This window comes from Arsenophonus nasoniae DSM 15247, assembly GCF_000429565.1.
Lineage (GTDB): Bacteria > Pseudomonadota > Gammaproteobacteria > Enterobacterales > Enterobacteriaceae > Arsenophonus > Arsenophonus nasoniae.
In genome coordinates, this window is the sequence record NZ_AUCC01000072.1 from 1 (window position 1) to 15,092 (window position 15,092).

A 15,092-nucleotide genomic window follows, 5' to 3' on the forward strand; every position below is an offset into this window, starting at 1 on the left:
AAAATATTTGATTTCCAGAGTATTGGGCTATAACTCAGACGGCGCATGGGGTGTGAATGGAGGTGTTTCAGTACCTAAAGATATTAATGGCTTAGAACTTATCTACGTCAGAGACAAAATTTTATCTAATGGTAGCATCGAGATTCAAACATTTCATCGCCAACACTCGCATTTACCAGAAGATTTTCAGAACTGGCGGATTAAAGAAATTATTGATGGAAAACCAACTTATTATGTCGATGGTGAGCCGTGTGATATTCCACCCTCAACATGGCTAGATGTGAGGGTAGAAATGCCTGTTGATTCAATCTGGAATCAGCAACAAGCGCAAAAAGAATAGCCCCATCACAGGAGCATCATATTAGCAGCGTTAGGGGAAGTTGTTAACCTTAGTGAATTACTATTGCATATTACCATGCATGCAGATCACCCAATAACATCGATGTTATTGGGTGATCTTTTTCATGGTAATACGCAGCGCCTAATTGCTTTATGTAATACCAGAAATTTAAGGATTAGTAATGAAACTCGATGAACCGTTAACTCTAGCTGAAGCCGCCAATTACCTTAAAGTTTCACCAAGAACAGTTAGCAACCTTATAAAACGCGGTGTTCTTATCGGTCAGAGAACAAGCGGCGGAGCCGGGAAATATTTAATTTTACGCTCTTCCTGTATTGATTATCTCACTCAACCAACTCAGAATCACCCTGCGAGCATGGGTGATGACAAAAAAGGAGTTCTATCATGTCAATCACTCTCAGAGGCGGGATATGGCACTGTCATTTCTTTACGCCAAATGGCAAAAGGGTTAGAAGATCGCTTGGCACATCGGACAAGAAACAAGCGCAGGAGTTACACGACAAGCTGAAGGCTGAAGCGTGGCGGGTCGATGAGCTAGGCGAACTGCCAATAAGAACGTTTGAGGAGGCATGCCTCCGTTGGTTAGATGAGAAAGGACACAAGCGTAGCCTTGATGATGACAAGGTGAAAATTGATTTTTTCCTCCAACAATTAGCTGGCCGAGACATTGCCAGTATTACTGGTGATGAGGTTCATAATATTGTTGGCAAGATGATCAATCGTAACCACCGCAGAAGATGGGAAATACGGAGAGATGCAGCAATCAGAGATGGTAAAACTATTCCTGCATACAAAGAGAGGCCAGTTAGTGTTGGAACAAAAAGCCACTATCTCGGATTTATGAGATCTTTGTTACGTGCTGCGGCCAATGATTGGGGCTGGATGAAAACTGCTCCAGTGATCAAAACCAATAAACCAGTCAGCAAACGTATTCGTTGGCTTACCAGAGAAGAGGCTAATCGCCTTATTGACTGTATGCCTGAAAGTATTAAACCTGTTGTTATCTTTGCGTTATCTACAGGGTTAAGACGCTCGAATATCATCGATCTTGAATGGAGTCAAGTCGATATGCAAAGGAAAGTAGCTTGGATAAATCCAGAAAATGCTAAAGCAGGGAAGGCTATTGGCGTAGCGCTGAATGATACGGCTTGCAAAGTTCTTAAAGGGCAAATTGGCAAACATTCACGCTGGGTGTTTGTACATACCAAAGCAGCTAATCGGGCAGACGGAACTAAAACACCAGCAATAAGAAAAATGCGGGTTGACGACAACACCGGATGGCTACTTGGCCTAAAACGTGCGGGCATTGATAACTTTCGTTTTCATGATCTTCGTCACACATGGGCAAGTTGGTTAATCCAATCGGGAGTCCCGCTTTCAGCATTACAGGAAATGGGAGGATGGGAGTCTATCGAAATGGTCCGCCGTTATGCACACTTGGCACCCAACCACCTTACTGAACACGCGAAGAAAATAGACTCACTTCTAGATGGTAACGACACAAATACGACACAAGAGGGAAATCAGGTGGGACTGAAACTTGCTTAACCCATTGATTTTAAATGGTACGCCCTACAGGATTCGAACCTGTGACCTACGGCTTAGAAGGCCGTTGCTCTATCCAGCTGAGCTAAGGGCGCATAGAAAATAGAAAAATGCTGATTCAATAATAAAAATAATGTCGTTGGATTATACGGTTGCTGAGCACTGAGTCAATGTCTTTTCAGTGACAAATTATCTATCTGCTCATTTTCTGGCTACTAATAAAACTGACAGCATCGCTTTCTTCTGACAAAATAGCAGTAACGCAATATTTTTATGGATTAACTAAATAATGTCAGCAAAAATTATTGATGGAAAAATGATTTCCGAAACAATCAGACAGGAAGTTGCCGAAAAAGTTAAATTGAGACTTTCACTAGGCAAGCGAGCTCCTGGGCTTGCGGTCATTTTAGTCGGTAATGATCCGGCTTCACAGATCTACGTAAACAGTAAACGTCGTACTTGTGAAGCGGTCGGCTTTATTTCTCGCTCATACGATTTAGCGGAAAAAACTACCGAGTCTGAACTTTTGCAATTAATTGATCAACTTAATAATGATAAGGCAATTGATGGGATCCTGGTGCAATTACCGCTACCTAAGACTATTGACTATATCAAGATATTAGAACATATCCATCCAGATAAAGATGTTGACGGTTTTCATCCTTATAACATAGGTCGCCTTTGTCAACGTGCCCCAAGATTACGACCTTGTACACCTCGCGGTATTATTACCTTACTTGAACGCTACCAAATTAAACTTCTTGGTTTAAATGCGGTTATTGTTGGTGCTTCAAATATCGTAGGCCGTCCTATGAGTCTGGAATTGCTACTTGCCGGTTGTACAACTACTGTTGCCCACCGTTTTACCACTAATTTACGTCATCATGTAGAGCAAGCTGATTTGCTAGTCGTGGCTATTGGTAAAGCAAATTTTATTCCCGGTGAATGGATAAAACCGGGTGCGGTTGTTATGGATGTGGGCATTAATCGGCTTGAAAATGGAAAAGTCACCGGCGATGTCTGTTATCAAGAAGCACAACAACGCGCTAGTTGGATCACCCCTGTGCCTGGTGGTGTTGGGCCAATGACAGTGGCTACACTAATGCAAAATACCTTACAAGCCTGTGAAGAATATCATGACACTCAAAATACTTGCCCATAGGCGATAAAATGGAAATTTTTCATCTTGATGGCCAACCCTATATTAAATTATGTGATTTATTAAAATTGCAAGGTTTGGTGGAAAGCGGAGCCGCAGCCAAAACGCTTATCGCCCAAGGTGAGGTAAAAGTTGATGGTAAAGTTGAAACCCGCAAACGATGTAAAATTAGCAAAAATAATATTGTCACTTTAGCTAATGACTGCGTCATAGTTAAAGAGTAATTATCAATCATAAAAAATATCTAATAATGCCCCTTATAGCGGGGCTAAATTTTCACTCGTTTTTAAATAATCACTTACTGTTTTATTAATCTAATGAATAAATATTTTATAATATTATTCTTATTAGGTAACAATGGTAATATTTTCTTCTGTCTCTGGGGCAGAAATTATTCTGGCCAAACTTTCTAATGTTTTAAAGGTACAAGAACATCTTATGTTTTGATATTGATAATAAGATTCCTTCGTTTTGTTAGTTAAGTAACGGCTCGTTCTAGTATGAGCGTTATTTTTACAAACTGGGCAACGCATCATATACACCTCCTAAAACTTAAGATTGAATAATTTATATAGAGGTAAAATGATCTGTTTTCTTTATAAATCTCTGCCTTTTACTTCAATATTAACACTATTCAAACCAGTATCCATTGAAAAATGGAGCATCAATTCGTTATACCAAGGTTAGATAACAAGAACCATCTATTTTTTGTTATTTTTTGTTGATTATTTGATATTTCAATATAGTTACCACTACCTACATCACTACTAGCTTATCTTCTTTTAAGCAACAAACGGGCGTTTTTATCCCTTTTTGTTGTGTGGTTGACGACAGATTTTTTTAACATTAAATATTTGTTTTTTTATTGTTAAATTAAAGACTCCTATAAAGAAAGGAGATTAAATTACATCATGGACATATTAAGAGATAGGGTTATTACTAGTTGTTGGACTCGAGCTGATGCGCTTAAGGTTCATTTCGATGATCCAACAACAACTCAACCCAAGGTCAGTATTGACTTTCCAGTTATGAGTGAAAAGTTATTTATCTGGGATACCATGCCATTACGAGATCTTGACGGCAATATTGTTTCAGTGAATGGTTGGTCAATTATTTTTACCCTCACGGCAGTCAAGCAACCTGACCGATTTAAAGACAAAAATGGTAATTACGATATTGTAAAAGACTGGAATGATCGACATGGTCGAGCTCGCATGTGCTTTTGGTATGCCAAAGATAGCAAGAGTTGGCAATACGGTGGACGAGTAATGAACGATGGTGTATCACCAACGGAGCGTGAATGGGCTGGTACACCTATTTTACTAAACGATAACGGGGATATTGATCTTTATTATACCTGTGTTACCCCTGGCGCAACTATCGCTAAAGTTAGTGGTAAAGTGCAAACTGACAAAAATAGTGTAAAATTAAGTGGCTTTGACAAGGTTATTTCGCTGTTTTCTGCCGATGGTGTTTATTACCAGACAGAAGAACAGAATGAGTATTGGAATTTCCGCGATCCCTGTCCTTTTATTGATCCCAATGATGGCAATCTTTATATGGTCTTTGAAGGTAATGTCGCTGGCGACAGAGGCTCTCACATTATTTCTAGCGATGATATGGGCGATGTACCGCCAGGTTTTCAGGATGTGGGCGGCGCTAAGTATCAAGTTGGTTGCATTGGTTTTGCAGTGGCAAAAGACAGTATGGGAAATAGTTGGGAAATCCTTCCTCCGTTGATCACTGCCGTGGGGGTGAATGATCAAACAGAACGGCCACATTTTGTGTTTAAAGATGAAAAATATTATCTTTTTACTATTAGTCATCAATATACCTATGCCGATGGTTTGAAAGGCCCGGATGGTGTTTATGGTTTTGTCAGCGATTCATTATTCGGCCCCTACACACCACTTAACGGCTCTGGTTTAGTGTTAGGTAACCCATCTTCCCAACCATTTCAAACTTACTCACATTATGTCATGCCTAATGGTCTTGTCACTTCATTTATCGATAATGTTCCTGGCCGTGGTGACAAATTTCGTGTAGGTGGTACCGAAGCGCCGACTGTTCAAATTAAAATTGTCGGCAATAGAACTTTTGTCGTCAAACAGTTTGATTATGGTTTTATTCCACCGATAAAAAACGTAGTTATCAGATAAATAAATTATAACTATATTGAGCGATATTTTCGATTTACTTTTTTATTATAAAATATCGCTTATGACCGCTAATAAAGTGTATAATAATACGCTTTATTTTTGCACTCAAATGTCAACCCATATTCTGAATAACACAACTAAATAAACGAAAAGATCATTAGCAATCATGAAGATAATATTTTTGTGTTTAATTCTATTATTCCTTAATAAAATAGATTGTTGTTATGCATTAACCAATGGCAAAAAAGGTAATGATATGAAAGATACGATACAATTAGTTACTATTGAAGAAGACGAGCACGATATATTACTTGAGTCAACAACATCTGTAATATTCCCACTAAATAGCAACCAACAAAAATTTATTTCTACTTTTCAAAAATTTTTCCATAATTTAAAAAGCCCTTTAGGAAAACCCGCCGGTTTAGCCGCACCTCAAGTTGGTTATCCATTTAAAATCGTAATTATTCAGATACCTCCAGAGGCAAAAGAAAAGCGTAAAGATGTTTATGATACTTTATCACCAACTATACTAATAAATCCGGTTTATACTCCTATATTAAATGCAGGGCAAATTAAAGATTGGGAAGGTTGTTTTTCAATACCAAATAAAATGGGGGAAGTTTATCGCTATAATGAAATATATTATGAGGCTTATACATTAGAAGGTAAGAAAATAAGTGCTCATGCAAAAGGCTTTTTAGCAAGACTTATTCAACATGAAATAGATCATTTAAATGGTAAATTATACATTGATTATTTATGTGATGATTGCCGATTTGTTTCAACCACCGAAGCTTTGAACATAATGAAAATAGAAGAATAGAGATAGTGTCGTATTAACGGGAAAAGCTTAGCTGCCGCTCTGCTTTCCGCCCATTCTACAATTTCAATAACTCACATAAGAAAACATTCATGCACACAGCAAATCAAACTCACCTAAAGATAATCAATCTAACAACAACAGATAGATAGACTAAAATTAGCTACTGTTGTTTACTTACGACGCCATACGGTTCCTTGCGGACTATCTTCTAATATAATACCCATTCTAGTCAGTTCATCACGCGCCGAATCAGCCTGTGCCCAGAATTTATTTTTGCGAGCATCATTACGTTGCTTAATTAATGCCTCAATTTTTTCTATTTCAGCACTATGAGAAACTTGTGCGCGACTTTGCAAGAATTGTTCCGGATTTTGCGTTAATAACCCTAATATATTTGCTAATTGACGTAATTGTACGGCTAACTCATTCGCCATTGCCATATCATCGACTTTCAAACGATTAATTTCTCTTGCCAAATCAAATAGCACTGAATAGGCCTCCGGCGTATTAAAATCATCGTTCATGGCTGCCATAAAACGCTGCTTAAATATTTCATTATCAGCAGATTTAACATGATTAGCATCCGTATCTCGTAAAGCGGTATAAAGACGCTCAAGTGATGTGCGAGCTTGCTTTAAATTTTCTTCGGTATAATTTAATTGGCTACGATAATGCCCTGATAATAAGAAATAACGCACCGTTTCGGCATCATAATGCGCCAATACATCACGAATGGTAAAGAAATTATTTAATGATTTTGACATTTTCTCTCGATCAACCATAACCATTCCAGTATGCATCCAATAGTTTACATATGGCCCATCATTAGCACAGGTTGATTGCGCTATTTCATTTTCATGATGCGGAAACATTAAATCTGCCCCACCACCATGAATATCAAAATGTTCACCCAATTGTTTACCATTCATGGCAGAGCATTCAATATGCCAACCTGGTCGCCCATCTCCCCAAGGAGAAGACCAACTTGGCTCATTGGGTTTAGACATTTTCCATAACACAAAATCCAATGGATTGCGCTTGACATCAGCGACTTCAACACGCGCGCCTGCTTGTAATTGCTCGAGATCTTGGCGGGATAATAGACCGTAATCCGGATCGCTATTAATAGCGAACATGACATCGCCGTTATCAGCAATATAAGCATGACCGCGTTTAAGTAGTCGCTCGGTCAAAGCAATAATTTCTTTAATATGGTGCGTTGCGTTTGGTTCAAAGTCGGGCCGTAAAATATTTAAGGCATCAAAGTCTTTATACATTTCAATCAGCATACGTGATGTTAAAGCGTCACATGTCTCATTATTTTCTGCAGCCCGCTTGATGATTTTGTCATCCACGTCAGTGATATTACGTACATAAGTCAAATCATACCCAAGATAACGCAAATAACGACTAATCACATCAAAAGCAACAAAGGTTCTGCCATGGCCGATATGACATAAATCATAAATAGTAACACCACACACATACATGCCAATTTTACCTGGCGTAATCGGTCTAAACTCTTCTTTTTGACGACTTAGTGTATTATAAATTTTCAACATTGAGACTTTTTCCATCATCAGCGGTACTTGCGGTAAATGGTTTACTTTGATCACAAGGCGATGCAAGATGCCCTTGCTACCAATAAACACGGCTATTGGATCCCTATATTCTGAGTTATGCAACTACGGCGCGCAAGGAAATTATTCAATATTCCACAAATACTGACGTAATCAGCCCAATATGGTATAAAATAGCTGATCTACTTTAAATTATGATTATTTGCTTTTGATTTTTACATTACATATAACGATTTATCAGGATAGTGATTATGGTAACTTTTCACACTAATTTTGGCGATATTGTCATTAAAACCTTTGATGAGAAATCGCCAATAACGGTAAAAAATTTTTTAAACTATTGTCGTGATGGATTTTACGATAATACGATTTTTCATCGTGTTATTAAAGGATTTATGATCCAAGGTGGCGGTTTTGAACCAGGAATGCTGCAAAAAACGACTAAGGATCCAATAAAAAATGAAGCGAATAACGGATTAAAAAATAAACGTGGCACTCTTGCGATGGCTAGAACCAATGAGCCACATTCAGCAACAGCACAATTCTTTATTAATGTTGTCGACAACGACTTTCTCAATTTCCGTTCAGAGCAGGACAGTGGTTGGGGTTATTGTGTCTTTGCCGAAGTAGTTGACGGAATGAAGACTGTTGATAAAATTAAAGATATCACTACAGGTCGTAGTGGCCTACATCAAGATGTACCCATTGAAGATGTTATCATTCAACGCGTAACAGTTAACGAATAATTACAAACTATGGCAATCTTATTTATTGCTGACTTGCATTTAAGTGAAAAAGAGCCGGCTATTACTGCCGGTTTCCTGCATTTCTTACGCGAACAAGCGAGTCAAGCTAAGGCTTTGTATATATTAGGTGATTTTTTTGATTATTGGATCGGTGATGATGATCCCAGCCTACTACATGAAGCAATAGCGCAAGAACTCAAGGAACTACAAAGTAAAGGCGTCCCTTGCTACTTTATTCATGGTAATCGTGATTTTTTACTGGGTAAAAAATTTGCCAAAGAAAGTGGCATGACCTTATTACCCGCGGAGAAAGTGTTAACACTACATGGCCACCATATCCTCATTTTACACGGTGATACGCTTTGTACTGATGATATTTCCTATCAGCGTTATCGAAAACGAGTATATAATCGCTGGTTGCAACGGCTATTTTTAGCGCTTCCCTTATCAACCCGCCACCGTATCGCTGAAAGAATGCGTAAGAATAGCCAATCTGCCACCCAGCTTAAGCCAGAATACATTACAGATGTCAATGAACAAGCGGTAATTGAAAAATTTCGGAAATATCAAGTCGATTGGATGATCCACGGCCATACGCACCGTCCAGCGATCCATGAAATTAATGTTAATGGTAAAATATTACACCGAGCAGTGTTAGGTGCTTGGGATCAAAATGGCTCAGTGATCAAAATAACGCCTAAAACTATCGAGTTGCTTCATTTCCCTTTTTATTAACATTTCCCATCTCAGTATAATCCTGCGATGAAAAAACTAGGCAAACGTTTTCCTTCTTTATTAGCCATGATATTATCTCACTTAATTTGCCATCAATAAATGACTTAAAGCAGGAGCAACAAATTAATGAGCGCTCAATTTGATGCACAGAAATCGTCACATTCTAGCCCCAAAATTGCCATCGTTATGGGTTCCAAAAGCGACTGGTGCACGATGAAATATGCTGCCGATATACTCTGTGAACTCACACTACCTCATCACGTAGAAATTGTTTCTGCTCATCGCACACCAGATAAACTCTTCAAATTTGCTGAACAAGCAAAAGAAAAAGGATTCAAGGTTATCATTGCTGGTGCTGGTGGAGCCGCACATTTACCCGGTATGCTAGCAGCTAAAACGCTAATTCCTATTTTTGGCGTCCCTGTTGTAACCGCCACGCTTAATGGTATTGATAGTCTTTATTCGATTGTGCAAATGCCAAAGGGTATTCCGGTAGCTACTTTTGCAATTGGTAAAGCAGGAGCAGCGAATGCAGCATTGTTGGCAGCTCAATTCCTCGCTGGCACAGATAGTGAGCTTTATGAGCGTTTATCCATCTGGCGTTTAAAACAAACTAATGATGTCTTAAGCCATCCCGATCCGCGGGAGGGGGAATGAAACCGATTTGCGTCCTTGGTAATGGCCAGTTAGGTCGCATGTTACGTCAAGCCGGAGAACCGATAGGCATTAGCGTCTATCCTATCGGTATCGATGATACATTAGAGACGATCCCTTATCAACACAGCATCATAACAGCCGAAATTGAACGCTGGCCAGAAACGCCGCTTACATGTGAATTAGCTCGCCAGCCTAGTTTTATTAATCGCGATATCTTTCCACAATTGGCCGACCGGTTGCCACAAAAACAGCTACTAGATTCTTTATCGTTAACGACGGCGCCTTGGCAGCCGCTTATTAATCAAACACAATGGCCACAATTATTTACCGAGTTAGGCGATTTTGTTATTGTTAAATGTCGCACTGGTGGTTATGACGGCCGTGGTCAATGGCGTATCACACCTAACAATCTATCAATACTACCCGCTGAAATTTATGGCCAGGCGATTGTTGAAAAAGCTATTCCCTTTACTGGTGAAGTTTCACTTGTTGGTGCACGTAATATAAAGGGCCAATGTGTCTTTTACCCACTAACATATAATCTGCATCAAGAGGGCATGCTACGAGCCAGTATCGCTTTTCCTCAGCCTGATAAAAAATTGCAAACGCAGGCAGAATTGATGCTGTCGACCATTATGACAACATTAAATTATGTCGGTGTGATGGCAATGGAGTGTTTTATTTTAAATGATAAACTACTCATTAACGAATTAGCGCCACGGGTTCATAATAGTGGCCATTGGACGCAAAATGGCGCTTCTATCAGTCAATTTGAACTCCATTTGCGGGCCATTTCAAATCTGCCAATTCCTACCCCTAACATAGATACTACGGCCGTCATGATTAATTTGATAGGTACAGCATTAAATCCCGCATGGTTGTCACTACCTTTAGTTCATCTACATTGGTATGAAAAAGATGTTCGTCCAGCGCGTAAAGTAGGCCATCTAAATTTGTGTAGTAATAATTGGCAAGCGATAAATAACTCACTAAAGACAATACAACCCTTACTTCCTAATGAATATAAGGATAGTATTGCATGGCTAAACACAAAATTGATACATGTCCCACGACATAATGAGTAAAAATAAAAACAACTACCATGTTGAATAAACCAGTATATTGTTAAGCTTACTGTTTTCATGCAATAGTTGTCTGCTTTGGAGTTATAATGCCTGCACAACAACAAATGTTTGGTCCTATTTACCCATGGTATATGTTACTCTTACTGGGATTAATTTACTTTTTATCAACAGCAACCACTTTTACTTCGCTGGGTGTCGTGCTACCAAGCATGATTAATGAATTCAATTGGAACTGGGCAGAAGCAGGTCTTGGATTCACGATCTTAGGATTAACCTGTGGTTTATCAAGCTATCTACCAACCTTAATGATCCGCAAGTTGGGTCTTAGAATAACACTATTATTTGGCCTCGCTATTTTTACTCTTGGCTTTTATTACCTCTATTCTACAACCAGTTTATTTGATTATTTTTCCGGTACCGCCCTGTTAGGTATTGGCTTTACCTTTTTAGCAACAGTACCTGGTACTTATGTTATTTCTCGATTGTTTGAAAAACAATCGCTCGCTTTTGGCTTTTACTTTACTATTGGTGGCTTAGGCGGCGTGATCGGGCCTTGGATCTATTTTTTGGCAACACGAGTCTGGGGTTCATGGCGCATACATTGGGTCATTTCTGCGCTTTGTTTGGCCATTATTGTCTTTATCACGCTATTAACTTTACGTGAAGGACAGCGTGAAATTTCACATGCCAAAGCGATCGCTGACAAGTTGACACACCACTCTTCTGAAACAATCTACAAAACAAAAGAAATATGGACTGCCAGTGGCGCACTACGCACCTGGCAATTTTATATCATTGCTGCTAGCTATACCGCCTTCTTGTGGTGTGGCATTACCGTTAATAGCTTTGCCGTTGCTCACATCATAGAACAAGGTTTTAGTGAAACAATTGCCGCAGGTTCTTTAAGTGTAATGGCTTTTATCAATGCCTTCTCTCGCCTTGCTGGCGGCGCGGTCGGCGAGCAATTAGAACCCAAAAAATTATTAATAATTAGCCTAATAATTATCATTTGTGGGCTTATAGCTCTCAGTATTGCGACAACTTGGCTATGGCTAATTTTATTTACGCTTGGTGTTGGTATCGGCTATGGCATGACCTTTCTAGCCTCAAGTGTTTTACTGGCTAACTATTTTGGCCGAGGTCCATACCTAGAACTTTTTTCCGTCATGAATTTACTCTCTACTTGCGCCTGTTTTGCCCCCTTCTTCGGCGGAATAATAAAAGATTATACAGCCAGTTTTACGCCTGCATTTTTAATTATTGCACTTCCTGTTCTCATCATTTTATTATTAACACTATTAATGAAACCGCCAGTACAACGAGTCACTTAAAATTACAAATTGTAATTAAAAAACATTCTTATTTACTTATTTAGCGCTTTATATGTTGACATTAAGAATCAATACTAACAACTAGCCTGATAATTTTATTGAGATCAAAAACCATGAAAAGAGTGATTTTTATTACTGGAACTTCAAGTGGTATTGGATTATGCGCTGCCAAAATTTTGCTAAGCAAAGGTTATCGAATATTAGCGGGTTGTCGGAAAGAGGCCGATTTAATTGCCATGAAAACACTAGGTTTTGAACCCATTAAAATCGATATGGATAAGGCAGAAAGTGTAAAACAAGCCGCTCAACAAGTTATCGAATTAACTAATGGCCGATTATATGCCTTATTTAACAATGCGGGTTATGGTGTCTATGGCTCACTTAGTACCATTAGCCGACAACAACTAGAACAGCAGTTTTCCACTAATTTTTTTAGTATCCATCAACTTACCACTTTATTGTTACCGGCTATGCTTCCTCATGGCGAAGGACGTATTATTCAGACCAGTTCTGTATTAGGCATTGTCTCTTCTCCTGGCCGTGGTGCCTATGCAGCAAGTAAACATGCTTTAGAGGCTTGGTCAGATGCCCTTCGGCTTGAATTAAAGGGATCAAGGGTAAAAGTGTGTATTATCGAACCTGGGCCAATTGAGACACGTTTTACTGATAACGTCGATCAAACCAACAAAGATAATCCAGTTAAAAATCCGGCTATTGCTGCAAAGCTAGCATTAACGCCAGAACACGTTGTCAAACGACTACTCCATGCACTGGAGAGCCCTAAACCAAAAATTCGCTATCGGGTGACACTACTAACTTACGCTATTGCCTTTATGAAACGTCTTTTACCTGATCGATTGATGGATAGATTTTTAACATAACAAATCCCTTCTCCCCCTTGAAATAACCAATTTTGATCTTATTTTATAGGGATTACAGAAAACATAATTTAAGAGAAACACCATGCTAGCAACTGCTTATGCCATCGACGTAAATGAATCTAATCTGCAACAAGTCATTGAAAAATCAATGACACAACCGGTTGTTTTCTATTTTTGGTCATCACAAAGTCCACATTGCCAAGCACTTGGGGCCACACTGGATAAATTAGCGGCTGAGTATGCAGGCCAATTCACCCTCGCCAAGGTCAATTGTGATACGGAGCAAATGGTTGCCGCTCAATTCGGATTAAGAGCAATTCCAACCGTTTACTTATTACAGCAAGGACAACCGATTGATGGTTTTCAGGGACCTCAATCTGAAGAGTTTATCCGCGAAATGTTAACCCATGTCCTGCCAACAACAGAAGAATTAAAAACCGCTCAAGCGATTGAGTTAATGGCCGCTGGAAAAACTGCGGAAGCTTTGCCATTGTTAAAAGAAGCCCATCAACTAGCGCCTAATGATAGTGAAATTAGTTTAACCTATGCAGAAGCATTGATTGGCCTCAACCAATTAGACGAAAGCCAGAAAATTTTGAACACCATTGCTATTCAAGATCAAGATAGCCGTTATCAAGGTTTATTAGCCCAAATTGAACTACAAAAAAAAGCCGCAGATACACCGGAAATTCAGCAATTACAAGAGACGTTTGCTCAACAGCCAGAAAACACGGAATTAGCCGTACAGCTAACACTTAAACTACATGAAGTAAATAGAAATGAAGAAGCATTAGAAATTTTGCTAACCTTTCTGAAGAAAGATTTGTCGGCAGGAAACGGTTCGGTGAAAAAAACCATGATGGATATTTTATCTGCTTTAGGCCCTAGTGATCCTTTAACAAATCGCTACCGTCATCAGATTTACTCACTACTTTATTAACATCAACCAGGAAAAATGCCATGGACTTATTTTCTTTCAGTGCCATACCTATCATTATTTTTGTCGCTATTGTCATTGTTTTAACTTGTGTCAAAACCGTGCCACAGGGCTTTCAATGGACGGTTGAACGTTTTGGCCGTTATACCCGTACACTATTACCGGGATTACATTTCATTGTCCCTTTTATGGATAAAATAGGACGAAAAATCAATAAGATGGAACGCGTTTTCAACATTCCTTCGCAAGAAGTTATTTCTAAAGATAATGCCAATGTCACCATTGATGCGGTCTGTTTTATTCAAGTTGTTGACCCTGTTCGCGCTGCATACGAAGTAAATAACCTTGAATTATCAGTGATTAATCTCACCATGACCAATATTCGTACGGTATTAGGGGCCATGGAACTTGATGAAATTTTGTCTCAACGGGATATCATCAATAGTCGTTTATTACATATTGTTGATGAAGCCACGAATACCTGGGGATTAAAAATTACTCGGATAGAAATCCGTGATGTAAGGCCGCCGAAAGAATTAATTAATGCCATGAATGCCCAAATGAAAGCAGAAAGAACCAAGCGCGCCGATATTCTTGAGGCCGAAGGGGTACGTCAGGCAGCTATCCTAAAGGCTGAAGGTGAAAAACAATCACAAATTTTAAAAGCTGAAGGTGAACGTCAATCAGCATTTCTACATGCTGAAGCAAGAGAGCGCGCCGCAGAAGCCGAAGCCAAGGCAACCCAAATGGTCTCTAATGCCATTGCCAATGGTGATATTGTCACCGATCATGCAAAACTGATCCACTAACGATCATCTAAAACTGATCCACTTGGTATTATTCGCACATTTTTGTACGGATAATTTATGTTAACCAAGGAGATATTTGTGGATATTCATGTTCGCTTTGCACAAGGACAAAGCCTTCGAAAAATTGCCAGTGAGTTGGGTATATCCCGTAACACCGTAAAACATCATTTACAACAACAGACAATGCCAACTTATGCTAAAAGAAGTCAACAACCGACTAAATTATCCCCCTTTAAACCTTATTTGCTTCAGCGAATTGAACTGGCTAAACCTGATTGGAT

17 protein-coding genes, 1 tRNA gene and 1 pseudogene are annotated in these 15,092 nt (G+C 39.1%); 16 read left to right on the forward strand and 3 right to left on the reverse strand.

Translation table 11 applies throughout. The features are described 5' to 3' along the window. The 3 genes from G468_RS24190 to G468_RS0113055 form a co-directional block, all read left to right on the forward strand. Positions 1 to 340 (forward strand): phage tail fiber protein (locus G468_RS24190; protein WP_034249981.1); only part of this gene is annotated, 340 nt, incomplete at its 5' end. 181 nt (positions 341 to 521) lie between these two features. Beyond that, positions 522 to 869 (forward strand): helix-turn-helix domain-containing protein, encoded by a 348-nt coding sequence (locus G468_RS25410; protein ID WP_155847003.1) that lies wholly within the window; start codon positions 522 to 524, stop codon positions 867 to 869. Then, positions 752 to 1,909 (forward strand): integrase, encoded by a 1,158-nt coding sequence (locus G468_RS0113055; protein ID WP_420885102.1) that lies wholly within the window; start codon positions 752 to 754, stop codon positions 1,907 to 1,909. Before G468_RS25410 ends, G468_RS0113055 begins: the two co-directional genes overlap by 118 nt. A 15-nt stretch (positions 1,910 to 1,924) precedes the next feature. Here G468_RS0113055 and G468_RS0113060 read toward each other — a convergent pair. Further along, positions 1,925 to 2,001, reverse strand: a tRNA-Arg gene (locus G468_RS0113060). 194 nt (positions 2,002 to 2,195) lie between these two features. Between G468_RS0113060 and folD the strand changes: the two genes are divergently transcribed. Together folD and G468_RS0113070 are read left to right on the forward strand one after the other, a co-directional pair. Beyond that, the gene (folD, locus tag G468_RS0113065) at positions 2,196 to 3,068 is read left to right on the forward strand and encodes a bifunctional methylenetetrahydrofolate dehydrogenase/methenyltetrahydrofolate cyclohydrolase FolD (protein ID WP_026823493.1); all 873 of its coding nucleotides are present in this window, start codon (positions 2,196 to 2,198) and stop codon (positions 3,066 to 3,068) included. Between the two features lie 8 nt (positions 3,069 to 3,076). After that, positions 3,077 to 3,289 (forward strand): RNA-binding S4 domain-containing protein, encoded by a 213-nt coding sequence (locus G468_RS0113070; protein ID WP_026823494.1) that lies wholly within the window; start codon positions 3,077 to 3,079, stop codon positions 3,287 to 3,289. Between the two features lie 123 nt (positions 3,290 to 3,412). Here G468_RS0113070 and G468_RS23015 read toward each other — a convergent pair whose 3' ends face one another. Beyond that, positions 3,413 to 3,601 carry an ogr/Delta-like zinc finger family protein gene (locus G468_RS23015; RefSeq protein ID WP_071846887.1) on the reverse strand — a complete coding sequence of 63 codons (189 nt, stop codon included), beginning with the start codon at positions 3,599 to 3,601 and terminating at the stop codon, positions 3,413 to 3,415. A gap of 375 nt (positions 3,602 to 3,976) precedes the next feature. Here G468_RS23015 and G468_RS0113075 point away from each other — a divergent pair, with 375 nt between their 5' ends. Continuing rightward, positions 3,977 to 5,224, forward strand: a complete 1,248-nt coding sequence (locus G468_RS0113075; protein WP_034249982.1) for a glycoside hydrolase family 68 protein — start codon at positions 3,977 to 3,979, stop codon at positions 5,222 to 5,224. Between the two features lie 256 nt (positions 5,225 to 5,480). Further along, positions 5,481 to 6,050: a peptide deformylase gene (locus G468_RS20955; protein WP_162143428.1), complete on the forward strand. Its 570-nt coding sequence runs from the start codon at positions 5,481 to 5,483 to the stop codon at positions 6,048 to 6,050. A gap of 170 nt (positions 6,051 to 6,220) precedes the next feature. Here the strand turns inward: G468_RS20955 and cysS are convergent, their stop codons facing one another. Then, positions 6,221 to 7,612 (reverse strand): cysteine--tRNA ligase, encoded by a 1,392-nt coding sequence (gene cysS / locus G468_RS0113085; protein WP_026823496.1) that lies wholly within the window; start codon positions 7,610 to 7,612, stop codon positions 6,221 to 6,223. Between the two features lie 269 nt (positions 7,613 to 7,881). On the opposite strand from cysS, the gene ppiB reads away from it, so the two are divergent. The 9 genes and pseudogenes from ppiB to G468_RS0113130 all read left to right on the forward strand — a co-directional run. Beyond that, entirely contained in the window at positions 7,882 to 8,376 is a 495-nt protein-coding gene (gene ppiB, locus G468_RS0113090) for a peptidylprolyl isomerase B (RefSeq protein ID WP_026823497.1), read from the forward strand. A gap of 9 nt (positions 8,377 to 8,385) precedes the next feature. Then, a complete protein-coding gene (lpxH, locus tag G468_RS0113095; RefSeq protein ID WP_026823498.1) occupies positions 8,386 to 9,111 on the forward strand; it encodes a UDP-2,3-diacylglucosamine diphosphatase in 726 nt (241 codons plus the stop codon). 126 nt (positions 9,112 to 9,237) lie between these two features. After that, entirely contained in the window at positions 9,238 to 9,768 is a 531-nt protein-coding gene (gene purE / locus G468_RS0113100; protein ID WP_026823499.1) for a 5-(carboxyamino)imidazole ribonucleotide mutase, read from the forward strand. Beyond that, entirely contained in the window at positions 9,765 to 10,853 is a 1,089-nt protein-coding gene (gene purK, locus G468_RS0113105) for a 5-(carboxyamino)imidazole ribonucleotide synthase (protein WP_026823500.1), read from the forward strand. The genes purE and purK overlap by 4 nt, the downstream gene beginning before the upstream one ends. 86 nt (positions 10,854 to 10,939) lie before the next feature. Next, positions 10,940 to 12,184 carry an MFS transporter gene (locus tag G468_RS0113110; protein WP_026823501.1) on the forward strand — a complete coding sequence of 415 codons (1,245 nt, stop codon included), beginning with the start codon at positions 10,940 to 10,942 and terminating at the stop codon, positions 12,182 to 12,184. Between the two features lie 113 nt (positions 12,185 to 12,297). Next, complete coding sequence (locus tag G468_RS0113115; RefSeq protein ID WP_026823502.1) at positions 12,298 to 13,065, forward strand: SDR family oxidoreductase; 768 nt, start codon at positions 12,298 to 12,300, stop codon at positions 13,063 to 13,065. 82 nt (positions 13,066 to 13,147) lie between these two features. Continuing rightward, positions 13,148 to 14,005, forward strand: a complete 858-nt coding sequence (locus G468_RS0113120; protein ID WP_026823503.1) for a co-chaperone YbbN — start codon at positions 13,148 to 13,150, stop codon at positions 14,003 to 14,005. 20 nt (positions 14,006 to 14,025) lie between these two features. Further along, a pseudogene (locus G468_RS20960) lies at positions 14,026 to 14,781 on the forward strand (SPFH domain-containing protein); the annotation flags it as partial. 87 nt (positions 14,782 to 14,868) lie between these two features. Then, positions 14,869 to 15,092 (forward strand): helix-turn-helix domain-containing protein (locus tag G468_RS0113130; protein ID WP_162143429.1); only part of this gene is annotated, 224 nt, incomplete at its 3' end.